The organism is Gillisia sp. Hel1_33_143, from assembly GCF_900104765.1.
Taxonomy (GTDB): domain Bacteria; phylum Bacteroidota; class Bacteroidia; order Flavobacteriales; family Flavobacteriaceae; genus Gillisia.
This window is the reverse complement of sequence record NZ_LT629737.1, coordinates 2,998,930-3,022,343: the sequence shown is the minus strand read 5'-3', so window position 1 is coordinate 3,022,343 and position 23,414 is coordinate 2,998,930. Positions and strand designations below refer to the sequence as shown.

Sequence of the window (23,414 nt, the reverse complement as noted above, 5' to 3'; positions counted from 1 at the left end):
TAAAAGCGGAAGAGAATCTCTTCCGCTTTTTTTTATGGTGTAAATTAATATCTTTATGTTATGAAATTAATGATAATCAACGGTCCAAACCTAAATCTATTAGGAACCAGAGAGCCAGATACCTACGGTAATAAGAGTTTTGAAACGTATTTTTCTGAACTCCAATTTAAATATAGAGAAACAGAACTTTCATATTTTCAGAGTAATATAGAGGGAGAATTAATAGACGAGATTCAAAAGGCAGATACTATTTTTGATGGTATTATCTTAAATGCCGCAGCTTATACACATACGTCCATTGGTATTGGAGATGCTATTAAGGCTATAAGAACACCTGTTATAGAAGTGCATATTTCTAATACATTTTCTAGAGAGAAGTTTAGGCATAAATCTTTTGTGTCACCCAACGCAAAAGGTATCATTGTAGGGTTTGGGTTGAAAAGCTATGAACTTGCCATTCAAAGTTTCTTAGATAAATAAGTAAAATGAAAAAGGCATATTTGAATTGGAGTAGTGGGAAAGATGCTGCTTTTGCGCTATATAAAATTCAACAAGAAGCTGAGCTCTCCATAACGAAATTAGTTACTACTGTAAATTCTGAATCTAATTCAGTTTCTATGCATAATCTTGATGTGCAATTGTTAAAGCAACAAGCAGAGCATTTAGGAATCGAGTTGCACCTTATCAAATTACCAGCTGGGGATGTCTCTATGGTGGATTACAATAAAATAATGAAAGATGCGGTTACTTCTCTTAAAAATGAAGGTTTTAGAATTAGTGTTTTTGGGGATATATTTCTTGAAGATCTAAAAAGATACAGAGAAGAGAAATTACAGGAAATTGGGATGAAAGCCGTTTTTCCACTTTGGAAATTAGATACTAAGGAACTTATTTTAGATTTTATTGCAAAAGGATTTAAAGCCATCACCATCTGTGTAAATGCAAAGGTTTTGAGTAAAGATTTCTGCGGAAGAATTATTGATAAAGACTTTGTTGATTCCCTGCCAGATGGAGTGGATCCTTGTGGGGAAAATGGAGAATTTCACACCTTTGTGTTTGATGGTCCAATTTTCTCAACGCCGGTATCTTATATTAAAGGGGAGGTTTATAAAAAGATCTATTCTGAAGGAAATGAAAATAATACTTGGGATTCCAAATTCTATTATTGCGATTTGCAGTCTGGAATGAAATAAAAAAGCTCCGAAATATTTCGGAGCTTTTTTGTTATAATTTATTTAAATCCTTATAGGTGAATTACTTCATCATAAGCAGCTGCTACAGCTTCCATTACCGCTTCACTCATAGTTGGGTGAGGGTGAATGGTTTTTAATACCTCATGTCCTGTAGTTTCCAGTTTTCTTCCTAAAACCGCTTCTGCGATCATATCTGTAACTCCGGCACCAATCATATGGCAACCTAACCACTCTCCATATTTAGCATCAAAGATCACTTTTACAAAACCATCTGGAGTTCCGGCAGCTTTGGCTTTACCCGAAGCAGAGAAAGGAAATTTTCCTACTTTAAGTTCGTATCCAGCTTCTTTAGCTTGCTTCTCTGTCATTCCAACACTCGCAATCTCTGGAGTTGCATAAGTACAACCAGGAATATTTCCGTAGTCTATAGCTTCTACATTCATTCCGGCGATCTTTTCTACACAGGTAATTCCTTCAGCAGAAGCAACGTGAGCTAAAGCAGGACCTGCAACAACATCACCAATAGCATAAATTCCTGAAACGTTGGTTTGATACCACTCGTTTACAACAATTTTATCTTTATCTGTCTTGATGTTCAATTCTTCAAGACCAATATTTTCAATATTTGTTTTAATTCCCACAGCAGAAAGTACGATGTCTGCTTCTAATGTTTCTTCTCCTTTTTTGGTTTTTACTTTAGCTTTAATCGTTTTCCCAGAAGTATCAACACTCTCTACAGAAGAGTTGGTCATTACTTTAATTCCGGCTTTTTTCACGCTACGTTCAAATTGCTTAGAAACTTCTTCGTCTTCTAAAGGAACTAAATTTGGTAAGAATTCAACAATAGTTACCTCTGTACCCATTGCGTTATAAAAATGAGCGAATTCTACTCCAATTGCTCCAGAACCTACAACAATCATAGATTTTGGTTGCTCTTTAAGCGTCATTGCCTCACGGTAGCCAATTACTTTTTTACCATCTTGTTTAAGACTTGGTAATTCTCTAGATCTTGCTCCTGTTGCAACTATGATATGATCTGCTTCTACTTCAGAAGTTTTATCATTCTCATCTGTAACAACAACTTTTTTACCCGCTTTAAGTTTTCCGTATCCTTTAATTACATCAATTTTGTTCTTCTTCATCAAGAACTGAACACCTTTGCTCATTCCTTCTGCAACATCACGGCTACGTTTTACAACCGCTCCAAAATCTTTATCAGGATTTTCAAGTTTCAATCCGTAATCTTCAGCATGATTTAAATAATCAAATACCTGTGCGCTTTTAAGAAGTGCCTTTGTTGGAATACAACCCCAATTAAGACAAACTCCACCAAGACTTTCTTTTTCGATAATAGCGGTTTTGAAACCTAATTGTGAAGCGCGTATGGCAGTAACATAGCCTCCCGGACCACTTCCTAAAACAATAATATCGTATTTACTCATATTCGGAATTTTTTATGACAGTTTAAGAAGTTGCGAATTTAAGGAATAATAGGCTAAACTGAAAGTGTTTAAAAACTTAGATACGCAACAAGATTATTTGATTAAAATAAAAAAAGCTTACTCAATTAGGAGTAAGCTTTTTTAACAAGTTTAATGTTATATTAATGAGATATACTCATCGTCTTAATTTCAGACTGATCTAAATTAAGTGCGTTAAGAACTGCACTCATATTAGATAGATCTACAGAAGTGTCTTTTGCAAATTCTGCTGGTACCACTACAACTCTTAATACCTGATTATCTGTATAACTTGAGTCTAAGGTTGCAAAATCTACAGTTCCTTCTAAGTACATTAATACATTAAAGTAGGTATAATCAAAATTATATTGAAGTGCTTCGCCATTTATAAAATATGTTTGCGGCATTTGTCTCCAAACCTCAACCGGAGCACCATCGGCAACTCCATCTTCACCTGTTTTTAAGTAAACCAAAACTGCATCTGTTTCAAAAACTTCTAGATTGTAATCATTGAAATTAATTCCAAGTTCGTAGTTGTTACCGGCGGTAAAATCACTTTCAATGTCTATAACAGATCCTATTAAACCATCTGCACCAGCAGGTCCTTGTGGTCCTTGAGGTCCTTGATCACCATCGCTGCTACAAGAAGTTAACGTGATTGCAGCTAAAAATAAAAGTATAAATGTCTTTTTCATAGTTTGTTGTTTTATATTATTGTTCAAATTCAATACTTGCGGAGTTTACGCAGTAGCGCTGTCCAGTATTTGTTGGGCCATCATCAAAAACATGACCTAAGTGACTTCCACAATTAGCGCATAGAATCTCAGTTCGTAACATTCCAAAAGTTCTATCCTGAATGTATTCTACACTACCTTCAATAGATTCATCAAAACTAGGCCAACCACAACCACTTTCAAATTTAGAATTGCTCTCAAACAATTTAGCATCGCAAGCAGCACAGTGGTAATCTCCATTATCTGCAAAGTGAAGATTATATTTTCCCGTATGCGGAGCTTCCGTTCCTTTTTGTCTTAGGACCCTAAATTGTTCTTCAGAAAGTTTCTCTTTCCATTCTGATTCTGGTTTTTCTATATTATATTTCTTCATAGAATATTATTTTTTTGAAGGTTTAAACTCCATTGCTACTCCGTTCATACAATATCTCTTTCCTGTTGTTTCTCTTGGACCATCGTTAAAAACATGTCCTAAATGTCCGCCACAATCGGCACAAATTACCTCATCTCTGGCATAGCCTAATTTTTTGTCAGATCCAATATAAAGCGCGTCATCACTCACGGGCTTGTCAAAACTTGGCCAACCCGTTCCGCTTTCAAATTTGCGAGCAGTGGTATAAAGTTCGTTCCCACATGCGGCACAAACAAAGGTTCCCGGATCCTTAATTTTGTTCAAATCACTAGAGAAAGGCGGCTCTGTTGCAGCATGTCTTAAAACTTGGTAAGCTTCAGGGCTTAATTCTGATTTCCAATCTGCATCAGATTTTTCTATTTTAAAGGCTACATCACCTTTCTGTTCTTTCTTCTGCGCATTTCCATTACAACTAAAGGTTACAACTGCTAGAAGAACTAGAATTAACTTTTTCATCTTTATTTTTTTACTAAAATTACAAAGATTATACCACGATGAACGTTGTGGTTTTGTTAATAACCTCTGGGTCTCCAAGTATCTTTCTATGACCAAGTCCTTTAGTCAGGAATAATTCTGAATTTTCTAAGTTATCAGAAATTTCATGTGCAGAACTTATATGGACATCTACATCATCTTCGTCATGAATAATAAGCGTTGGGATCTTAACCTCCTTGGCAGAAATTGCCCCAGAATAGTTATCCATGTTCTCGCCGTATCTCTCATCAAAATAGGATTTCATTTTTTCTGCTACATCCTCATTTAATTTCATATTTCTTGCAAACTCTTTAGTAATATGAGTAACACTATTAGCAGTGCCTATAATCACCAATCTTTTAATATCGAAACCATCTTTTGCAGCCCTTAACAGAGACATTCCTCCTAGAGAATGTCCTATCGCCGCTTCAAAAGGACCATATTTTTTTGAAATATGATGGATAGATTCAATAAAGAAAGGCATCATACTAACTTTACCAGAAGCTTTACCATGTGCCGGTGCATCAAAACTAACTACACTATATCCTTTTTCTAATAGGGCCTTGGCAATTAGAGAAAGTTGAGTTCCTCTGCCGCTCCAACCGTGTACCAGAAGGACTTTTTTTGGAGAGGTGCCATAAGTGTAAATAATAATTTCTCTATTTATAGAAGACACCATGATCTTTTCCTGAATTGATCTAGCATCCATTTCTTTTTCTCTTTCAGGTAATTTATACTTAAAGGGAGTAAGAAATAAACGAGCCGCAAATCTACTTGCTAAAAAGGGGGAGATCTTGGTAAGAATCTTTCCGATAGTAAAAATATATTTTGGAGTAAGTAAAACCTGAACAGGTTTTTTGTGAGAGTGCTTTTTTGCCATATTATTATAAATCCGAAAGGTACTAATTTGTTGGATAATAAGCGATCTGGGTTGCTTCGAGATTCTATTCATGAAATTTGGTATCATTTTTGAAAAATGTTAATTGTTAAAGCAAGCATAAACTTTTTAAGGCTAGCGTTACGCTTTTGTACATTTATCGATCTAAAACCAATAATTATGAAAATTAAATCACTATTAATAGTTGTACTTGCTGTGTCTACAGTATTAGGTTGCAAAACAAATCCTTTTACCGGTGAGAAGAATTTGAATTTTGTATCTAATGAGCAAATTTTCCCGGCATCTTTCGCTCAGTATGATCAGTTTTTAACTGAAAATGAAGTTGTTACTGGTACTAAAGAGGCCCAAATGGTTAAAAACATAGGGCAGAAAATCGTAACAGCGTCAGAAAGATATTTAAACGCTAATGGATACCAAGGGTACCTTAAAGATTTCGCATGGGAGTTTAGTCTTGTAAAAGATGATGCAGTAAACGCATTTGCAATGCCAGGAGGAAAGACAGTGGTTTATACAGGAATTCTTCCTATAGCTAAAGATGAAACTGGATTAGCAGTAATTATGGCTCATGAGGTAGCCCACGCCTTGGCAGATCATGGTGCTCAGCGTATGAGTGCTGGTCAATTACAACAATTAGGCGCAGTAGCAGGTACCGTTGCTCTTAGTGGTAAAAGTCAACAAACTCAACAAATATTTGCACAAGCTTATGGATTAGGTTCTCAAGTAGGGGTAATGTTGCCTTTTAGCAGAGGTCATGAATCTGAAGCAGATCATATTGGTCTTACTTTAATGGCTATTGCTGGTTATAATCCAGATGAGGCTGCACAATTGTGGGAAAGAATGCAAGCTAACTCTGGAGGACAAGCTCCACCAGAATTTTTAAGTACACACCCTTCTAATCAGACAAGAATTAATAATCTTACACAATGGGCACCTCAAGCTAAAGTTGAAGCTAGAAAATACGGTGTAACCTCATTTAAATAAGATTCAAAAAAATATAAAGTATTAAAGCTACCTTCATAAGGTAGCTTTTTCTATTTTTAACAAATGGAAAACCTTCAAAAAGGGAGTAAAAAATTGTTAAATGCTTGGGCATTTTATGATTGGGCAAACTCCGTTTATAGTCTTGTTATAACTTCAGCAATCTTCCCAATATTTTATGGGGCCATTACTATTATTAAGAATGACGAAGGACAAATTATAAGTGATAAAGTTCAATTTTTAGGTTTCAACTTAAATAATGATTCTCTAATAAGTTATGTTACCGCACTTGCATTTTTAGCGGTTTCAATTTTAAGTCCGTTCTTATCTGGAATCTCAGATTACGTAGGAAATAAAAAATCGTTTTTAAAGTTCTTCTGTTATCTAGGAGCTATTTCCTGCATAGGTTTGTTCTGGTTCAGTTTAGATTACTTGTGGTTTGGCCTATTATGTTACTTTCTAGCTTTAATAGGATTTTGGTCTAGCTTAGTTTTTTATAATTCTTATTTACCAGATATAGCATTTCAAGAACAACAAGACAAAATTAGTGCGAAAGGCTTTTCTCTAGGATATATTGGAAGTGTGATCTTGCTTATTATCTGCTTGGTAATGATCTTGAAGTTTGAATGGTTTGGATTTGAAGATGAAGGTTTACCTACTAGGCTATCTTTTGTTTTAACTGGGGTTTGGTGGATAGGTTTTAGCCAATACACTTATTATTATCTGCCAAAAGGAAATAAGAAACAGAAAATTACCAAGAATGTACTTTTTAATGGATATAAGGAACTTAGAAAAATATGGAATTCCCTTACACATCATAAAAGATTAAAGAGATATCTCGTTGCTTTTTTTACATATAGCATGGCTGTACAAACTGTAATGCTTATTGCAACTTATTTTGGCATTGAAGAATTAAATTGGGGAGATCAGGATCCTACCACAGGTTTAATTGTGAGTATCCTACTAATACAACTGGTTGCTGTTTTTGGAGCAACTCTTACTTCTAGGCTTGCAATAGTAATAGGAAATATAAGAACCTTAATTATTTTAAATATTTTCTGGATCGTAATATGTGTATATGCCTATTTTATAATTACTCCTCAAGACTTTTATGTTGCTGCTGCAGGCGTTGGTCTTGTCATGGGAGGAATCCAGGCATTATCTAGGTCTACCTATTCTAAAATGCTCCCTATTAACACGCTAGATACTGCAAGTTATTTTAGCTTTTATGATGTTGCAGAAAAAATTGGAATTGTAATAGGAATGCTTCTATACGGAATAGTAGCGGAGATCACAGGTAGTGTGAGAAGTTCTATATTATTTTTAGTAATCTTCTTTGTAATAGGCGTTATTTTATTGCTTAGAGTTCCTAAAGAAGAAAGCATAAAAAAAGACCCGTTAGCAGCGTAACAGGTCTTCAGCATTGTAAGATTAATTTTGCTAGTATTTTGAAATATCTCCAGAACCAAAAGTTTTAAAATTCTGCTTCTCCGGATTTCCCTTATAAGTTATATCCCCGGAACCGGAGACTTTAGCTTCTAGAGATTTAGACGCGCTAATTTCAATATCCCCAGAACCGGAAACAGCTGCTTCAACATCTTCTGCATTCAATTGAAAAGCTTGAAAATCACCGGAGCCGGTTACTGCACAATTTAAAGATTTAGTGCTTCCAGAGAGCATTATATCTCCAGATCCTGTAACACCACTTTTAACCTCTTTGGCATAGATGTTCAATTTAATATCACCAGAACCTGTAACGTTCACTGTTAAATATTCAGATTTTATTCTATCCTTGTTCCAGATATCTCCGGAGCCTGTAAGGGTTACTTCATTTATATCTTCAAAGGGCACCGTTATTTTAATGGTCTTATTATTAGAAGATTGAATAGAAACTCCTTTTTCTACTGAGATCTTAAGCTTACCATTTTCTACCACCGTGGTTATATATTCTAATAAATTACTTTCGCCTTCTATAGTTAATGCACCTTCTTTACCGGCAATTAATTCAACATTCATCGATCCTACTAGGGCAACTCCTTCATAATTTCCCGTAGATCTTTTTTCACTGGTCATTTTACCATTCCCTTTAATGGTTTTACTGCCAAACCATTGTGCGTTCATAGTAGATATTCCTAGTAACATTATTGCTATAATAATTGATAATCTTTTCATTGGTGTTGTTTTTTAGTTATAGTTATTTTGTTTAATTTTTTCTGAAAGAGACGCTGCCATAGCTGGCTTTCACTCTAATATTGCTGCTGCTATTTGCATTTAGATAATATCCGGAGAAACTTTTATCTGAAGAGCTGGAATTCTGTTTTCTAATTTCGAAATTATCCAAGCCTTTTACTCCACCGTATGAAGTATTTACATCAAAATTGAAAGCTTGGTCTGAGGCATATCCAATTTTTACTCCTGTATAATCTGTGTTTAACGAAATATCTCCGGCACCTTTTACTATTTTATCAATAGAAACGCTACCATAATCAAAATTAAGATCTGCATTTTGATGAATCTGACCAATTTTTGTACTAAGGTAATCTCCGGAACCAGAAACTCTCTTCACCTTTCCCACTGTTAAGCTTCCATAATCACAACTAAATTTTAAAAGCTCTACTTTATTAAATTGGGAATTTGTATAGTCTGCAGAGAGGTCTATAGAATTTGCATCTTCTATAGTAAATTCAGAATAATCTGCACTTATCACCGCTTTGTTCACAAATCCAAAATGACTATTTCTGGAATAATCAAAGCTAATCCTATTACTATTTCCTCGTAATTCTCCAATATCTATTGTGCCATAATCACAACTAATCTTAGAATCCCCGGTTAATTTGTCTAAATATATATTTCCGTAATCATTACTAATATCTATGTTGTTGGTAATTGGAGCCTTAATAATATAATTTACTTCCATATTAACATTGTTACTATTTTCAAAAAGAATATCCCACCAGGAATTATTCTCGTTCTTAGAAAAATAGGTTTTAGCGCTTACGTAGGAAGAACCTTGATTGAACTCTATTCGAATATCTTCCAATTTTTGACGGACTTTATCCTCATCATCGCCATTAGTCTTAATGAGCACTTCTATACTCACTGTATTTTTGTCCCATGTAGTGATGTCTATATTTCCGTAGCTGTTGTCAATTTTAAGCAGGTCGTTGGCAGAAACATTGAATTGTTTAGAAACCTTCTTCTGTTTAGTATGTCTCCCATTCATTTCTCCTGAAACCGGTGAATTTTTGGCAAATATAATACTTGGCAGTATTGCTAATAGAAACAGCAGTTTATATATAATTGTTCTCATCTTTAAGGTTTTTAAGTTCATTAATTTCATCTATTCTAGATAAAACGTTATTTAATATATCTATACGTTGTTGAAGGTTAGAGACCATTGCAAAAATTACACGCTTATCTTTGCCGCTACTGTTTAAATCGTCTTTCAGTTTGGTATATTCTATATCCAGCCTTTTCATTTGTGCTAATGCATCTTTAATAACTGCCTCTGTTGCTGGAGATTTAGCGGTATTTACCTTCTCTAATTCAGTTTTTATTAACTGGTTGTAAAAATGTTGAGTTTCTTTCATTTCTGGAGAAACTGCCGCTAGATCGGTATTTTCTGTAGCCAGTTTTGGAGCCCATAGATTTCCTGTAAGTAAGATCACCAAAATTATACTCGCAGCAACTGCTACAATTGGAGCCCATAGCGTTCTAAGCTTATAATGATTTTTAGGTTTTGAATCTTCATGGTGCTTCAACTTTTCTAAAAACCTATCTTGATGACCATTAGCAGGCTCTACAAGATCAAAATCCTGATCTTTAAATAGCTCGTTTATATCTATATCTCTATTTTTCATTTTCTAATAATTTTGCTCTCAAGCTTTCTTTCGCTCTAGAAATTGTTGTTCTGCAATTAGCGGCACTAAGTTTCATGATCTCGCAGATCTCTTCATAATCATAGCCTTCAATTAAATGTAAATGCAGAATGATCCTGTAATTATTCTTCAGGCATTTCATTGCATTTAGAACTTTTAAAACTTTAGAATTGATTTGATCTTCATTATGATCTATTCCTTCATCATCAAATACATCATTTTTAAATTCATCTTGATAAGAAACTTCCTGATATTTAGATCTTTTATTAAATGAATTAATGCTTAGGTTCACCACGATTCTTTTTAACCAAGCACCAAAAGTTGATTTTCCTTTAAAACTTTTAATTTTAGCAAAAGCCTTTATAAAAGCTTCTAGCATTATATCTTCCGCTTCTGCACTGTTGTTAACAATTCTAAGTGCGGTATTATACATTGCTCTGTAATATTTATTATATATTTCTAACTGCGCACGTTGCTCGCCTTTGCGACATCGCAATATCAAATCGTCTATATAATTAATAGTTGTTATCAAGAAAATTCCCTTAGCTCTATTATAAAGATAGTCTTCAAATTAAATTGTTACAGTTTTAATAAAATAATTTAGCTAATAATAGGTGGCACAAGAATTGAATTGATTAAAAAGATAAGTCCTTTTAGAGCAGCGGTTTTGTAACCCCAGCAATTTAGAGGCCTTAAGACAGATTGAATAATAAACTGTAATGACAGTTTGACCTAAAAAACGATATGGCTAAATCAAAATTATTAAATATTGACAGTTTGTCATTTCAAGGAATAGATGAAGATGCAGAATTAATTCCTTTAATGACGCCTGAAGACGAAGAAGAGATAAATAAAGAAGAGCTTCCTAACGCGCTTCCTATATTACCCCTAAGAAATACAGTATTATTCCCAGGAGTTGTGATACCTATAACTGCAGGAAGAGATGCATCTATTAAACTAATTAATGATGCTAATAATGGGGATAAGGTTATTGGAGTTGTAGCTCAAAAAGATGAAGAAGTCGAGAACCCTAAGGATAAAGATATTTTTAAGACTGGGGTAGTAGCTCGGATCTTACGAGTGTTAAAAATGCCTGATGGAAACACAACAGTGATCATTCAGGGAAAAAAACGCTTTGAGATTGAAGAGATAATTTCTGAGACTCCTTATATAACTGCTTCTATAAAAGAAGTTCCTGAAGCAAGACCAGAACAGGAAAATGCTGAGTTTGGTGCGATCATAGAATCAATAAAAGAACTTGCTTTGCAAATTATTAAGGGAAGCCCTAATATTCCCACGGAAGCTTCTTTTGCAATAAAGAATATTGAAAGTCCTTCTTTCTTGATAAATTTTGTTTCTTCTAATATGAACCTTACGGTAGAGGAGAAGCAGAAACTATTGGAGAACAATGATCTTAAAGGAAGAGCATTAGCTACCTTGAAATATATGAATGTTGAATTTCAGAAATTGGAATTGAAGAATGACATTCAAAGCAAGGTTCAAAGCGATATGAGCCAGCAGCAGCGTGAGTATTTCTTACATCAGCAAATGAAAACCATTCAAGAAGAGTTGGGGGGAGTTTCTCAAGACGATGAGTTGGAAGAAATGAGAATGCGTGGCAAGAAGAAAAAGTGGAGCGAGAAAATTAAGAAGCACTTTAATAAAGAGCTTTCTAAGATGCAGCGAATGAATCCACAGGTAGCCGAATATAGCATTCAAAGAAATTACTTAGATCTGTTCTTGGATCTTCCTTGGGATGAATTCAGTAAAGATAAATTTGATCTTAAAAGAGCTAAAAGAATTCTAGACAGAGATCATTACGGGTTAGATGATGTTAAGGAACGTATTATAGAATACCTAGCAGTGTTAAAATTGCGTAATGATATGAAGTCTCCAATTCTATGTTTATACGGTCCTCCGGGAGTTGGTAAAACATCTTTAGGTAAATCTGTAGCAGAAGCCTTGGGAAGGGAATATGTACGTATTTCTTTAGGTGGTTTAAGAGATGAAGCAGAGATTCGTGGACATAGAAAAACCTACATCGGTGCGATGCCTGGTAGAATAATTCAGAGTTTGAAAAAGGCTGGTACTAGCAACCCTGTGTTTGTATTAGATGAAATAGATAAGTTATCTAATGGTCATAACGGAGATCCATCTTCAGCATTATTAGAAGTACTAGATCCCGAGCAAAATAGTGAGTTTCATGATAACTTCTTAGAAATGGGGTTTGATCTTTCTAAGGTGATGTTTATTGCCACTGCTAATAATATGTCTACCATTCAACCTGCACTTAGAGATAGAATGGAAATCATTAATGTTACAGGATATACTATTGAAGAAAAGGTTGAGATCGCCAAGCAACACTTATTGCCTAAGCAGTTGGAAGAGCACGGGCTTACCAAGGATAACATAAAAATTGGTAAAGCGCAGCTAGAGAAAATAGTTGAAGGTTATACAAGAGAATCTGGTGTGCGTGGTTTGGAGAAGCAAATTGCCAAAATGGTAAGATATGCGGCTAAGAATATTGCCATGGAAGAAGAGTATAACGTTAAGATAACTAATGAAGATGTTATCAAAATTTTAGGAAGTCCTAGAATGGAGAGAGATAAATACGAGAATAACGAAGTAGCCGGAGTAGTTACAGGTTTGGCTTGGACTCAAGTTGGAGGAGATATTTTATTTATTGAATCTATACTATCTAAAGGTAAAGGGAACTTAAATATAACCGGAAACTTAGGAAAAGTGATGAAGGAATCTGCAACTATCGCTATGGAATATATTAAAGCAAATGCAGATATTCTTGGATTAGATGCAGAAGTATTTGAGAAATATAATGTACATATTCATGTGCCAGAAGGTGCTACTCCAAAAGATGGTCCTAGTGCAGGAATAACAATGCTAACTTCTTTGGTTTCATTATTTACTCAAAGAAAGGTGAAAAAGAATATAGCAATGACGGGTGAGATTACACTTAGAGGAAAAGTTCTACCTGTAGGAGGAATCAAAGAAAAGATACTTGCTGCTAAGCGCGCAAGAATTACCGAGCTTATTTTGTGTGAAGAGAATAAGAGAGATATTGAAGAGATAAAAGCAGAATATCTTAAAGGTCTTACCTTTCACTATGTAAAAGACATGAGTGAAGTAATAACCTTAGCGCTCACAGATGAGAAAGTGAAGAACGCAAAAACTTTATAAACATAAACCCGGCTAATGGCCGGGTTTTTTATTAAATGATACATCTGATTATGTATTTTTGCACTGTAATTTCAATCAATTAAAAAATCAATTTTGACAGATCATAAAATCACCATAGCGATAGACGGATTTTCTTCTACAGGAAAGAGTACTGTAGCTAAACAAATTGCAAAAGAATTAGGCTATGTATACGTAGACTCTGGTGCTATGTATAGAGCTATAACATTATATGCGTTAAGAAATTCCTTTATAACCGAGACCTCTTTTGATAAGGAATCTTTAATTGAAAAGTTATCTGAAATTACATTGAAATTCAAATTCGATGAAAACTTAGGTTTTGCAGCAATTTATCTGAATGATGAAAATGTAGAAGATGAAATTAGACAAATGAAGGTTTCAAACTTCGTTAGTCAAGTGGCAGCAGTGCCAGAGGTAAGAGTGAAATTAGTACAGCAACAGCAACTTTTAGGAAAAGAAAAAGCGGTAGTTATGGACGGTAGAGATATAGGAACTGTTGTATTTCCCGATGCTGAACTTAAGTTGTTCATGACAGCAACTGCAGAAGAAAGAGCTAAGCGTCGCTTTAAAGAAATGGAAGAAAAGGGTGATAAAGTGAAATATGATGAGGTTCTAAAAAATGTTACGGAAAGAGATCATTTAGATACTACTAGAGAAGATTCTCCTTTAATTAAGGCAGATGATGCTATAGAAATAGATAATTCTTCACTAACCTTAGAGGAGCAATTCCATACCTTACTGAATCTTGCAAATGAGGTAATTGCTAAACAAAAATAAGTTGGAATAATAATGTCTAAGGCTAAACTTCCAAATTCGCTATTGTACCTAATGGCTGTTGGAGCTGGGTTGGTAGTTGCTAACAACTATTATAATCAACCACTTTTAAATCTAATTGCAGATACCTACAATGTTAAAGAAACCGCGGTAAGTAATATTCCTTTATTTACTCAGATAGGTTATGCTTTAGGATTATTATTTATAATTCCTCTGGGAGATAAATATCCAAGAAAGAAATTAATTCTTATAGATTTTATTGCCATCGTTATCAGTTTATTAGCTGCTGCTTTAGCTCCATCCTTATTAATATTAACCATTGCCAGTTTCTTTATCGGTTTTTCATCAGTAGTCCCACAACTCTTTGTACCCATGGCAGCTCAGTTAGCTTCGGAAGAAAGAAAGGGTAGGGCTATAGGAATTGTAATGAGCGGTTTGCTTATTGGAATTCTTGGAAGTAGATTCATTAGCGGAATGGTAGGGGAATATCTTGGTTGGAGAGCCATGTATTATATAGCTACAGGAATTATGCTTGTTTATTGGGTACTGCTTAAATACAAATTACCAGAACTAGCTCCAGATTTTAAGGGCACGTACGCTCAATTAATGAGATCTATAATTCATTATTTTAAGTCTGAAAGTTCTGTGAGATTGGCTGCTGTAAGAGGAGGATTAGGGTTTGCAGGGTTTAGTGCCTTTTGGACTACGCTGGTTTTTCTTATGGAAGATTCTTTTAATTATGGTAGTGCGGTTACAGGTGCCTTTGGAATTCTAGGAATAGCAGGAGCGCTTGCAGCAACAGTCATGGGCAAACTAAGCGATAAAATGAATAAGAATAAACTTATTACCATCTCTACCATTATAATGATCTTGGCTTGGGGAGTTTTTGAGTTTTCAGGAACTACTATTGTTGGGTTAGTTATAGGAGTACTTTTAGTTGATATGGGTTTACAATCTTTACATATTACCAATCAGAATATCATCTTTTCAAAGAATCAAGATGCCAGAAATAGGATCAATACTATCTATATGGTTGGATACTTTATAGGGGGAGCTATTGGTACTACTTCAGGAGCATATGCCTGGCAAGAATTTGGATGGACAGGCGTTGCCACACTTGGTATGATCTATTCTGTACTGATTCTAATTTTTCATTTTTTATTCAAAAATTCTGTTTCTTAATACAGAATAATCAAATGTTTGAATTTTAAAAAATTAGTTGTATTTTTGCACTCCTTTTCGGCAATAGTATAGGAAAAGAAAAGGGACTGAAAATCAAATAAATAATCGCTTCTACGTTTTTTAATTGCCATAATTTTTCCTGAATAAAAGCATAGAATACAAATATTACAATCAGCAATGGCTGAAGAAACAAAAAATCAAGACGTTCAAGAATCTAATGTTCAGGCGGTAGCCGGACTAGACAACGATTCTCAACCAACTGCAGCTGCACAACAGGCAAACCCTGAAAAATTCTTAGCAGACTTTAACTGGCACAATTACGAAGAAGGAATTGACCCGGTTGATGATTCTAAATTAGAAGAATTTGAGCAGTTAGTAGCAGAGAATTTTGTAGATACTTTGGACGATGAAGTTGTAACAGGAACTGTAATTAATATTACAGATCGTGATGCAATTATCGACATTAACGCGAAGAGTGAAGGAGTTATTTCTCTTAACGAATTCCGTTACAACCCAGACCTTAAAGTAGGAGATGAGGTAGAAGTTTTAATTGATGTGCGTGAAGATGCAACAGGACAATTAATTCTTTCTCACCGTAAAGCTCGTGTGATCATGGCTTGGGATCGTGTGAATAAAGCACATGATGAAGCATTAATAGTAAATGGTTTTGTTAAATGTCGTACTAAAGGTGGTATGATCGTAGATGTATTTGGAATTGAAGCATTCTTGCCAGGTTCTCAAATAGATGTGAAGCCAATTAGAGATTACGATGCTTACGTAGGAAAAACAATGGAATTCAAAGTTGTGAAAATCAACCACGAATTTAAGAACGTTGTAGTATCTCACAAAGCGCTTATCGAAGCAGATATCGAAGAGCAGAAAAAAGAGATCATCGGTCAATTAGAAAAAGGTCAAGTATTAGAAGGTACTGTGAAGAATATTACTTCTTACGGTGTGTTTGTTGATCTTGGTGGTGTAGATGGATTAATCCACATTACAGACCTTTCTTGGTCTCGTATCAACCATCCAAATGAGATCGTAGAACTAGATCAAAAATTAAACGTTGTAATTCTTGACTTCGATGAAGCTAAAACAAGAATTCAATTAGGTCTTAAACAATTACACAAACACCCATGGGAAGCTCTTGATGAGAACCTAAAAGTTGGTGATAAAGTAAAAGGTAAAGTTGTTGTAATCGCAGATTACGGAGCATTTATTGAAGTTGCTGAAGGTGTAGAAGGTCTTATCCACGTTTCTGAAATGTCTTGGAGCACTCACTTAAGATCTGCACAAGATTTCGTGAAAGTTGGGGATGAGGTTGAAGCTCAAATCTTAACTTTAGATCGTGATGACAGAAAAATGTCTCTTGGTATTAAGCAATTATCTCAAGATCCATGGACTGATATTACTTCTAAATATCCTGTAGGTTCTAAGCACACAGGTATTGTACGTAACTTTACAAACTTTGGTGTATTTGTTGAATTAGAAGAAGGAATTGACGGACTTATTTATATTTCTGATCTTTCTTGGACTAAGAAAATCAAGCATCCGTCTGAATTCACTAACGTTGGTGATAAATTAGAGGTTGTTGTATTAGAATTAGATGTTGAAGGACGTAAGCTAAGTTTAGGTCACAAACAAACTGAATCTAATCCTTGGGATAAATACGAAACTGAGTTTGCTGTAGGTACAACTCATACTGCTGAAATTTCTGAAATTGTAGACAAAGGAGCGACTATCGACTTTAATGAAGATATCACTGCATTTGTTCCTACTCGTCACCTTGAAAAAGAAGATGGTAAGAAATTGAAAGCTGGAGAGTCTGCAGAATTCCAGATCATAGAATTCAATAAAGAATTCAAACGTGTGGTTGCGTCTCATACTGCTATCCACAAAGAAGAAGAGCAAGAAATTGTGAAGCAAGCCGCTAAAAAAGCAGCTTCTCAAAACAGTAGCGATAAAACCACTATTGGTGATGTAAATGCTGAACTTCAAGCATTGAAAGATAAAATGGAAGGGAAGAACTAATCCTTTTATAATATCATAAATAAGAAAAGCCTCCTGAATAAGGAGGCTTTTTTATTTAAAGATTTTCGAGATGTTTTAAAAAAACTTTGATAATTAATTAGAAGTTTTTAAAACTATCTTAATTATATAATTCCTGAGCTTTCCAAACCACCTTTACTGCAGATATCTTCTCTAATCCCAATCTACAGTAATTAAAGACTTCAAAATCATTGTTCTTGTAAAACTGTAGTGGAGACATATAAGCTTCTCCAGATCTTAATTTTTCATTGTTATGATCTATTACCCACCCATTGAGCTCTAAGTGCTTTTGCTTTGCCATATTAAGCAGTTTCCTTCCTAAACCTTGTTTTTGAATGGTAGAGGCTAATATCAAAGCAAACCAATTTTCTTCACTTCTTATAAATGTAAAGAACCATCCTATTAATTCTCCGGAAGTATTTAAAACAAGTACATGTTCTATATTTTCCTTAGTATGTAAATATTCCTTGAAATGAAACATTTTATCAATATAGAGCTTCTCCGGATATTCATTATTCCAGAGTAACTTAAGCTCTTCAAGCTGTTTGGCACTTAATATTTTAGTTTCAACAAATTCCATACAATTATTAAGGTACTTCAACTCCCATGGAGGCAGAATATATTTTATACCAATGTTCTAATGTTAAAGGCAGTTGTGAGGCATCTACAGCGGTCTTAATTCTATTAATATTTCCTGTGCCAATTATTGGGAGTATTTTTGCAGGATGCTTTAAAAGCCAGCTGTAAATTACTTTATCCAATTTATCTTGTTGCAAATCATGAGCCACTTCCTGTATAGCGGTAAGAACTCTTTTTCCTTTATCTGATTTGGGTTTTAGAATTTCACCGCCGGCAAGTGGAGACCAAGCCATTGGTTTAATATTGTTTTCAATTAGATAGTTAATATTATTATTCTCAAAATGTTCTAAACAGTAAGGAGAGATCTCAATTTGATTAGTTACTAATTTATCTTCTAATCTTGAATTCAACATACTAAATTCTTGAGGCGTAAAATTGGAAACTCCAAAATGAAGCACTTTTCCTGAATTTTTAAGATGATTAAAAGCTTTGGACACTTCATCTGGATCAAAAAAAGGGGCAGGTCTATGCAATAATAAAAGATCTAATCTATCTGTATGTAATTGTTTCAAAGAATTTTCTGCAGAAGACACAATATGTTTATAGCTGTAATCATAATGTTTGATAGTTCTCTGCGGATATTTTTCAGAAATTAATTTGATTCCACATTTAGAGATAAGTTGAATTTTATCTCGAAGTTCCGGTTGTAACTTTAAAGCCGCTCCAAATAATGCCTCACAGGAATAATCTCCATAGATATCTGCATGATCAAAAGTGGTTACACCTAAATTCACACATTCATTCAAAAGCGATAGTAACTCGTTATTAGTTAAACCCCATTCAGATAAACGCCATTGGCCATGTATAATAGGCGAAACTTCTAAATCTTCAGAAAGTGTTACTTTATTTAGAGTATCATATAATTTCATTGCTTGCTTAATTTTTATTTGTAGGTTCTAAATCATATTTCAATACATCTTCTAAGTCGTCAAAATTAGTAACTACTTTTAAAACTTTTCCATCTTTACCGAGTATGATGTGGGTAGGATAGTATGTAATTTTAAGATCGTATTTTAAAAAATCTTCCTGATCTGGTATCACGCTATAGCTTAAAGGACGTTTGATTAAGAATTCCTTCAGTTCATCTTCTGTATCCAGAGCCAGGCTAATAAATTTAATATCAGCATGATCTTTATAATTTTCAACAAGTTCGTTTAGATCTGGAAATTCCTTGATACAAGCGTAACAATTAATGAACCAACATTTTATCACTAAGATCTTGCCTTTTGTATTTTTGCTGGTATAATTGTTATTCTGAAGATCTGTCCATTTAAAATTTGGAAATTCTGCTCCTTCCATTTTAAAGAACTTTAGTTCTGTAATAGCATGAGATGTAATGGTTTGATTTATACTTATTGGAGCATTCTTATTTATTTTGAATATTTTATAATATATCAAATCGTCTTTAGACTCCAATTCAACTGGAATATAGTTTCCTGAGGTTAATGTCTTCAAGAACTCCTCTTTACTTATTCTTTTAGAATCCTGATCTAATGGAATGAAGTTACCAGCCAGTCTAATGGCATTAGATTGGTAATTCCACCAGGTAATAAAATCTTTTTGGAGAAGATCCGTATCTGTTTTGGGTTTTAATGAGATAGTTTTATCGTTACAACTCAAAAGGCTAAAAGAGACCAGTATAATCGTAATAATAGAAGTTAAGAAACGGTGCATAAAGGTTGGATAATACTAAAAATTTAGAGGTACTAATTTAAATTTTATTTTTGATAAAGCTCTATTGGAAGACCATCAGGATCAAAGAAGAATAGGAAATCTTTTCCTGTAATCTCATCTCTTCTAACTTTTTCATGATCAACTTTTAGTTTTTCTAATTTTGCTTTTTCTAAAATTAGATTGTCAACTTCAAAAGCTAAATGGCGTAGCCCCGTGGCTTCAGGTTTTGTTGGTCTATTCGGTGTGTTGGGAAAGGAGAAAAGTTCAATAATGTAATTACTTCCTAGGGCCAAGTCTAATTTATAAGATTCTCTTTCCTTTCTAAAGACTTCATTTAAAATCTGAAATCCTAGAATTTCTGTGTAAAAAGTTTTGGATCTTTCGTAATCTGAGCAGATTATCGCTACATGATGAACTTTATTTAAGCTAAGCATATTTATAATTGTGAATAAAATTTTTCATATTATTTTCTTTCAAATCTAACCTTGCGTATTCCAAAATTAGTATCCCATTCTTTTATATATTTAAACCCATTTTTCTCATACAATTTAATTGCCGGAATATTATCTACCCCGGTTTCTACGGTATGAATAGGCGTATGATACGTTTCTAAAACATGATCTATCAATTTTTGTGCAATCCCCTGTCTAAAATATTGCGGAACTACTACCATACTTTGGAGATGAGTACTTCCATCAAATTTCCTAATTTCAGTCACAGCCACAAGTTCCTGATGCTTCCAATATCCATAGAAATCTGTGTCATCTTTTATAAAGTCTGCTACCTGTCTCTTTAAAGGAGGAAACTCCTTCGCTTTTAACAATTGCGCTTCTACAACATAAGATTCTTGAAACACTTTATAAATTAAAGCGGCAATATCTTTATTTCTATGGTTTAATAGTTCTATCATTTTGCTATAGATCTAGTGATTTTTAAGATTTCAGGTGAAGTTCGTATTTTGCAAAAGTTTCCAATATAAATGCTTTTTTCCATTAATTATGTAAACTTACTACTTTCGTGATCTTCCAATCTGCTTCGATTTTTCTCCAAAAAATGATAAACTTACTAGGCTTGGATATCGCATCTGGCTCTTTGCTATTATAGAATTTGTGGTATCCAATTTCTACAGCGCCAAAATCTTTAATAGGATATACTTCCATACTTCCAGAAAGTATTGTTCTGGTAACTTTTCCACATATATTTTTCTCTGTGCCTTCTATTAGAGCTTCTTTAGAAGTCATCAATCCTCCCTTATCATGGAAAAATTCAATATCTTCTGAATATATCTCAGATTGCAGTTGAAGATCACAAGTATTATAAGCTTTGAAAAATTTGGTATCCATCGCCTCAATTTCATTGTAAAGATCTATATCTACGGGCTCATATTTTTTTAAATCTGAGATACTTGATTTTTTGATTTTACATGAAAAGATCATTAATAAAAAACAAATAGAAAGAAAGTAAGTGCAATGATTTTTAATGTTTATCATAAGTTATGCGTTTTTGAAAGATGCTGTTAACTACCTAATTCTTTTCATTAACAGAATATTTCTATTCTTTTTTTAACTCCTGAATGTTTTTAGATTCAAACCAATTTTTACCATCTATGTTTAATTGAACAGTATTTAGCAGATATCTTCTCGTAGATAACGGTATATCAAAAGCTTCATCCATTTCTCTATTAACATTAGATATATACCCTAATTTCAAATTCTCGTCAGCAAAAATTCTAAACACAATGGTCTCATCAATTTTAAATGGATGATTTCTAATAATTTTCTTGATCTCAACTTTGATGTTCGAAAATTCTGTTTTGTTGGATTCTACATAAACCTGCTTGTTTGAATTGATAAATACATTTATATAAAACGTAGATTTATTTATCGCATTATTTTGAGAGAATAGTGGAAAACTTAAAAGAATGCTAACAGCAAGAAGGAAGATATTTTTGAGCATAGACCGAGTTTAAAATTTTAGTGTTGAATTATATAATTTGGATCGAGATCTCGATCCTATTGATTATCATCTATTCTTCATGAAATTAGTCAATTTATGATTTGCATTCTCTTGAATTTTTCTTCTAAGAAATCCGGTCCACCCTAGAAAAAATCCGCTTACTCCTAATGCCTGGATAGCCCACTTATAAGTATTAAATGAATCTGTATGCCGATAGATCTTTCCGTCTTTAAATTCAAATGTAGCAGAGACATTATTTATAACCTTTCTTTTCTTTGGTCCGAAATTATAGGAAGCTCTCCAGTGAACCCTTCCATTTTTATCATTAACCTCAATTATGTTATGCGCTATTTTAAGTTCACTTTCTTTTCTGCTTAACAGCATTTGCCACATAGCTTTTACTTTAGCTCCTTGTAATTCCCCAAATGCAGGATCTCTGAAGATAATGTCTTCATGGTAACAAGAGTTCATCCCTGCTGCATCATTTTTAGAGAATGAGCTATAGAATTTTTCTAATAGTGCTGTTTCTTTCATAGCTTTCAAAATACTTTAATAAATCTAATAAATATATGATTTCTCAGTCTGCATTTAAATGTTCCTTTTCTTTAATAGCGCAATTAATCCCACTATTGGTCCTAGGGCTAAGATCATATAAATCAAATTTGTATTAAACTGATAATTTAGATATGATAATAATTGTATACTGCCAATGGTTATAAGAAATCCTATGCAATTTACAATTGTTAGAGCTGTTCCTTTTACTTTTACAGGAGCCTGCTGAGCAACTAATGTTGAAAAAAGTGGTGAATCTGCCACTACCATAAACCCCCAAAATAGAAGATATCCTATAAACAAGCTTTTTGAAGGAGTTGCTATTAAAAATGGCAGTCCTAAGCAACAAGCACAAGACATTAGTAAGCAAATAAATGCTGTTCTCTTAACTCCAATTTTCTGAGATATATAACCTCCCAGAACACAACCTAGCGCCCCGATTGCTATTATTAGAAAACATAGAATTGGAATATTGAGCGAAATATTTGGATGAGATGTTTTATAAGCAATTAGGATTAATGGTAAAAATGCCCAAAACGCGTACAACTCCCACATATGCCCAAAATAGCCAATCGCAGGAATTCTGAAGTTTTTATTCTTAAAAACGTTGATAAAAGCATCTAGTTCTAAGCGTTCACTTTTTAATCTGTTAGTGCTTGGAATAACAACTAGCATGATAGTTCCACCAAATACTGCTATTATAGAAGTGACTGCTATTACTCCTTTCCATGGGAAACTATTGGTAAAACTGCTTAATAAATAGGGAAAGGCGGTGCCGAGCACTAATGCCCCTACAAGAAATCCCATTGCCTTTCCAAGACCATTTTTAAAATGGTCTGAAGCTATCTTCATACCAACCGGATAAATTCCTGCTAGAAAGAATCCTGTTAAATATCTCAGCGATAAAATGCTCCATAAATTATTACCTTCAAATATAATTGCAGCGTTACATAAAGCACCAAGCAGCGCACAAGTAAAAAACACTTTTTGAGCAGCAAATCTATCGGCTACTGTAAAGATCGCAAATAGTAAAGTACCAGTTATAAAACCTAATTGAACAGATGAAGTTAAAGTGCCTAAACTGTTATCGTTTAGACTGAATTTGTAAATTAGATCGTTTAAAACCGCATTCCCGGCAAACCAAAGAGAAGTACAGCAAAATTGAGATAATACAATAATGATCAATACGAATTTAGGATCAGTCCTTTTTTTTAATTTCAATGTAGAAGTCTGTATGATTTTAAAATTACTTGCATAATACTATTTGCCTTGTTGCTTACTAAAAATCCAATTTACAGATATTATTGAAATTTATGACATTACTAGTAGGTAGCATTAACTTAAATTTCAT

At 33.8% G+C, this 23,414-nt stretch carries 26 protein-coding genes; 8 read left to right on the top strand and 18 right to left on the bottom strand.

Going from position 1 to position 23,414, the window contains the following annotated elements:
• Nucleotides 1–60: 60 nt before the first annotated feature.
• Both aroQ and BLT84_RS14125 read left to right on the top strand, forming a co-directional pair.
• Nucleotides 61–480, top strand: a complete 420-nt coding sequence (gene aroQ / locus BLT84_RS14130; protein WP_091267027.1) for a type II 3-dehydroquinate dehydratase — start codon at nt 61–63, stop codon at nt 478–480.
• A 5-nt stretch (nt 481–485) separates the two neighbouring features.
• Nucleotides 486–1,193, top strand: a complete 708-nt coding sequence (locus BLT84_RS14125; RefSeq protein WP_091267024.1) for a diphthine--ammonia ligase — start codon at nt 486–488, stop codon at nt 1,191–1,193.
• 50 nt (nt 1,194–1,243) lie between these two features.
• On the opposite strand, the gene lpdA is transcribed toward BLT84_RS14125, so the two are convergent.
• The 5 genes from lpdA to BLT84_RS14100 form a co-directional block, all read right to left on the bottom strand.
• A complete protein-coding gene (lpdA, locus tag BLT84_RS14120; protein WP_091267021.1) occupies nt 1,244–2,635 on the bottom strand; it encodes a dihydrolipoyl dehydrogenase in 1,392 nt (463 codons plus the stop codon).
• 161 nt (nt 2,636–2,796) lie between these two features.
• On the bottom strand, nt 2,797–3,348 hold the full coding sequence (locus BLT84_RS14115; RefSeq protein WP_091267018.1) for a hypothetical protein: 552 nt from the start codon (nt 3,346–3,348) through the stop codon (nt 2,797–2,799).
• Nucleotides 3,349–3,364: 16 nt separating this feature from the next.
• Nucleotides 3,365–3,760, bottom strand: coding sequence for a peptide-methionine (R)-S-oxide reductase MsrB (gene msrB / locus BLT84_RS14110; RefSeq protein ID WP_091267015.1), 396 nt, complete (start codon nt 3,758–3,760; stop codon nt 3,365–3,367).
• A gap of 6 nt (nt 3,761–3,766) precedes the next feature.
• Nucleotides 3,767–4,255 carry a peptide-methionine (R)-S-oxide reductase MsrB gene (msrB, locus tag BLT84_RS14105; RefSeq protein WP_091267011.1) on the bottom strand — a complete coding sequence of 163 codons (489 nt, stop codon included), beginning with the start codon at nt 4,253–4,255 and terminating at the stop codon, nt 3,767–3,769.
• A gap of 28 nt (nt 4,256–4,283) precedes the next feature.
• The gene (locus BLT84_RS14100; protein WP_091267008.1) at nt 4,284–5,153 is read right to left on the bottom strand and encodes an alpha/beta hydrolase; all 870 of its coding nucleotides are present in this window, start codon (nt 5,151–5,153) and stop codon (nt 4,284–4,286) included.
• Nucleotides 5,154–5,330: 177 nt separating this feature from the next.
• On the opposite strand from BLT84_RS14100, the gene BLT84_RS14095 reads away from it, so the two are divergent.
• Together BLT84_RS14095 and BLT84_RS14090 are read left to right on the top strand one after the other, a co-directional pair.
• A complete protein-coding gene (locus tag BLT84_RS14095; protein WP_091267004.1) occupies nt 5,331–6,152 on the top strand; it encodes a M48 family metallopeptidase in 822 nt (273 codons plus the stop codon).
• A gap of 63 nt (nt 6,153–6,215) precedes the next feature.
• Nucleotides 6,216–7,559 (top strand): MFS transporter, encoded by a 1,344-nt coding sequence (locus tag BLT84_RS14090; RefSeq protein WP_091267000.1) that lies wholly within the window; start codon nt 6,216–6,218, stop codon nt 7,557–7,559.
• Nucleotides 7,560–7,589: 30 nt separating this feature from the next.
• Here BLT84_RS14090 and BLT84_RS14085 read toward each other — a convergent pair whose 3' ends face one another.
• The 4 genes from BLT84_RS14085 to BLT84_RS14070 are packed head-to-tail and all read right to left on the bottom strand — an operon-like array spanning nt 7,590 to nt 10,559.
• Nucleotides 7,590–8,321, bottom strand: coding sequence for a head GIN domain-containing protein (locus tag BLT84_RS14085; protein WP_091266997.1), 732 nt, complete (start codon nt 8,319–8,321; stop codon nt 7,590–7,592).
• Nucleotides 8,322–8,352: 31 nt separating this feature from the next.
• A complete protein-coding gene (locus BLT84_RS14080) occupies nt 8,353–9,459 on the bottom strand; it encodes a hypothetical protein (protein ID WP_091268241.1) in 1,107 nt (368 codons plus the stop codon).
• Entirely contained in the window at nt 9,440–10,009 is a 570-nt protein-coding gene (locus BLT84_RS14075) for a hypothetical protein (RefSeq protein ID WP_091266994.1), read from the bottom strand. The genes BLT84_RS14080 and BLT84_RS14075 overlap by 20 nt, the downstream gene beginning before the upstream one ends.
• The gene (locus tag BLT84_RS14070; protein ID WP_091266992.1) at nt 9,999–10,559 is read right to left on the bottom strand and encodes an RNA polymerase sigma factor; all 561 of its coding nucleotides are present in this window, start codon (nt 10,557–10,559) and stop codon (nt 9,999–10,001) included. Before BLT84_RS14070 ends, BLT84_RS14075 begins: the two co-directional genes overlap by 11 nt.
• Nucleotides 10,560–10,771: 212 nt before the next feature.
• On the opposite strand from BLT84_RS14070, the gene lon reads away from it, so the two are divergent.
• From lon to rpsA, 4 genes are all read left to right on the top strand, one after another.
• Entirely contained in the window at nt 10,772–13,222 is a 2,451-nt protein-coding gene (lon, locus tag BLT84_RS14065; protein WP_034894972.1) for an endopeptidase La, read from the top strand.
• Between the two features lie 93 nt (nt 13,223–13,315).
• Nucleotides 13,316–14,017 carry a (d)CMP kinase gene (gene cmk, locus BLT84_RS14060; protein WP_091266989.1) on the top strand — a complete coding sequence of 234 codons (702 nt, stop codon included), beginning with the start codon at nt 13,316–13,318 and terminating at the stop codon, nt 14,015–14,017.
• 12 nt (nt 14,018–14,029) lie between these two features.
• The gene (locus BLT84_RS14055; RefSeq protein WP_091266986.1) at nt 14,030–15,196 is read left to right on the top strand and encodes an MFS transporter; all 1,167 of its coding nucleotides are present in this window, start codon (nt 14,030–14,032) and stop codon (nt 15,194–15,196) included.
• Nucleotides 15,197–15,373: 177 nt separating this feature from the next.
• Nucleotides 15,374–17,224: a 30S ribosomal protein S1 gene (gene rpsA / locus BLT84_RS14050; RefSeq protein WP_091266982.1), complete on the top strand. Its 1,851-nt coding sequence runs from the start codon at nt 15,374–15,376 to the stop codon at nt 17,222–17,224.
• A gap of 118 nt (nt 17,225–17,342) precedes the next feature.
• Here rpsA and BLT84_RS14045 read toward each other — a convergent pair whose 3' ends face one another.
• The 9 genes from BLT84_RS14045 to BLT84_RS14005 all read right to left on the bottom strand — a co-directional run bounded on the left by BLT84_RS14045 (nt 17,343) and on the right by BLT84_RS14005 (nt 23,284).
• Complete coding sequence (locus tag BLT84_RS14045; protein WP_091266979.1) at nt 17,343–17,822, bottom strand: GNAT family N-acetyltransferase; 480 nt, start codon at nt 17,820–17,822, stop codon at nt 17,343–17,345.
• A gap of 7 nt (nt 17,823–17,829) precedes the next feature.
• On the bottom strand, nt 17,830–18,750 hold the full coding sequence (locus BLT84_RS14040; protein WP_091266975.1) for an aldo/keto reductase family oxidoreductase: 921 nt from the start codon (nt 18,748–18,750) through the stop codon (nt 17,830–17,832).
• 7 nt (nt 18,751–18,757) lie between these two features.
• Nucleotides 18,758–19,555 (bottom strand): TlpA family protein disulfide reductase, encoded by a 798-nt coding sequence (locus tag BLT84_RS14035; protein ID WP_091266972.1) that lies wholly within the window; start codon nt 19,553–19,555, stop codon nt 18,758–18,760.
• Nucleotides 19,556–19,599: 44 nt separating this feature from the next.
• Nucleotides 19,600–19,989: a VOC family protein gene (locus BLT84_RS14030; RefSeq protein ID WP_091266970.1), complete on the bottom strand. Its 390-nt coding sequence runs from the start codon at nt 19,987–19,989 to the stop codon at nt 19,600–19,602.
• Nucleotides 19,990–20,018: 29 nt separating this feature from the next.
• A complete protein-coding gene (locus tag BLT84_RS14025) occupies nt 20,019–20,465 on the bottom strand; it encodes a GNAT family N-acetyltransferase (protein ID WP_091266962.1) in 447 nt (148 codons plus the stop codon).
• Nucleotides 20,466–20,547: 82 nt separating this feature from the next.
• Nucleotides 20,548–20,898: a nuclear transport factor 2 family protein gene (locus BLT84_RS14020; RefSeq protein WP_231929338.1), complete on the bottom strand. Its 351-nt coding sequence runs from the start codon at nt 20,896–20,898 to the stop codon at nt 20,548–20,550.
• A gap of 208 nt (nt 20,899–21,106) precedes the next feature.
• A complete protein-coding gene (locus tag BLT84_RS14015; protein WP_091266956.1) occupies nt 21,107–21,511 on the bottom strand; it encodes a hypothetical protein in 405 nt (134 codons plus the stop codon).
• Between the two features lie 66 nt (nt 21,512–21,577).
• Nucleotides 21,578–22,045, bottom strand: a complete 468-nt coding sequence (locus BLT84_RS14010; protein WP_091266953.1) for a nuclear transport factor 2 family protein — start codon at nt 22,043–22,045, stop codon at nt 21,578–21,580.
• A gap of 54 nt (nt 22,046–22,099) precedes the next feature.
• Complete coding sequence (locus BLT84_RS14005; RefSeq protein WP_091266950.1) at nt 22,100–23,284, bottom strand: MFS transporter; 1,185 nt, start codon at nt 23,282–23,284, stop codon at nt 22,100–22,102.
• Between the last annotated feature and the right edge of the window lie 130 nt (nt 23,285–23,414).

Excerpts from the sequence above, each read along its gene's own strand:
- aroQ (WP_091267027.1), top strand. The coding sequence starts at position 61 with ATGAAATTAATGATAATCAACGGTCCAAACCTAAATCTATTAGGAACC.
- BLT84_RS14125 (WP_091267024.1), top strand. The coding sequence starts at position 486 with ATGAAAAAGGCATATTTGAATTGGAGTAGTGGGAAAGATGCTGCTTTT.
- lpdA (WP_091267021.1), bottom strand. The coding sequence starts at position 2,635 with ATGAGTAAATACGATATTATTGTTTTAGGAAGTGGTCCGGGAGGCTAT.
- BLT84_RS14115 (WP_091267018.1), bottom strand. The coding sequence starts at position 3,348 with ATGAAAAAGACATTTATACTTTTATTTTTAGCTGCAATCACGTTAACT.
- msrB (WP_091267015.1), bottom strand. The coding sequence starts at position 3,760 with ATGAAGAAATATAATATAGAAAAACCAGAATCAGAATGGAAAGAGAAA.
- msrB (WP_091267011.1), bottom strand. The coding sequence starts at position 4,255 with ATGAAAAAGTTAATTCTAGTTCTTCTAGCAGTTGTAACCTTTAGTTGT.
- BLT84_RS14100 (WP_091267008.1), bottom strand. The coding sequence starts at position 5,153 with ATGGCAAAAAAGCACTCTCACAAAAAACCTGTTCAGGTTTTACTTACT.
- BLT84_RS14095 (WP_091267004.1), top strand. The coding sequence starts at position 5,331 with ATGAAAATTAAATCACTATTAATAGTTGTACTTGCTGTGTCTACAGTA.
- BLT84_RS14090 (WP_091267000.1), top strand. The coding sequence starts at position 6,216 with ATGGAAAACCTTCAAAAAGGGAGTAAAAAATTGTTAAATGCTTGGGCA.
- BLT84_RS14085 (WP_091266997.1), bottom strand. The coding sequence starts at position 8,321 with ATGAAAAGATTATCAATTATTATAGCAATAATGTTACTAGGAATATCT.
- BLT84_RS14080 (WP_091268241.1), bottom strand. The coding sequence starts at position 9,459 with ATGAGAACAATTATATATAAACTGCTGTTTCTATTAGCAATACTGCCA.
- BLT84_RS14075 (WP_091266994.1), bottom strand. The coding sequence starts at position 10,009 with ATGAAAAATAGAGATATAGATATAAACGAGCTATTTAAAGATCAGGAT.
- lon (WP_034894972.1), top strand. The coding sequence starts at position 10,772 with ATGGCTAAATCAAAATTATTAAATATTGACAGTTTGTCATTTCAAGGA.
- BLT84_RS14055 (WP_091266986.1), top strand. The coding sequence starts at position 14,030 with ATGTCTAAGGCTAAACTTCCAAATTCGCTATTGTACCTAATGGCTGTT.
- rpsA (WP_091266982.1), top strand. The coding sequence starts at position 15,374 with ATGGCTGAAGAAACAAAAAATCAAGACGTTCAAGAATCTAATGTTCAG.
- BLT84_RS14045 (WP_091266979.1), bottom strand. The coding sequence starts at position 17,822 with ATGGAATTTGTTGAAACTAAAATATTAAGTGCCAAACAGCTTGAAGAG.
- BLT84_RS14040 (WP_091266975.1), bottom strand. The coding sequence starts at position 18,750 with ATGAAATTATATGATACTCTAAATAAAGTAACACTTTCTGAAGATTTA.
- BLT84_RS14035 (WP_091266972.1), bottom strand. The coding sequence starts at position 19,555 with ATGCACCGTTTCTTAACTTCTATTATTACGATTATACTGGTCTCTTTT.
- BLT84_RS14030 (WP_091266970.1), bottom strand. The coding sequence starts at position 19,989 with ATGCTTAGCTTAAATAAAGTTCATCATGTAGCGATAATCTGCTCAGAT.
- BLT84_RS14025 (WP_091266962.1), bottom strand. The coding sequence starts at position 20,465 with ATGATAGAACTATTAAACCATAGAAATAAAGATATTGCCGCTTTAATT.
- BLT84_RS14020 (WP_231929338.1), bottom strand. The coding sequence starts at position 20,898 with ATGGATACCAAATTTTTCAAAGCTTATAATACTTGTGATCTTCAACTG.
- BLT84_RS14015 (WP_091266956.1), bottom strand. The coding sequence starts at position 21,511 with ATGCTCAAAAATATCTTCCTTCTTGCTGTTAGCATTCTTTTAAGTTTT.
- BLT84_RS14010 (WP_091266953.1), bottom strand. The coding sequence starts at position 22,045 with ATGAAAGAAACAGCACTATTAGAAAAATTCTATAGCTCATTCTCTAAA.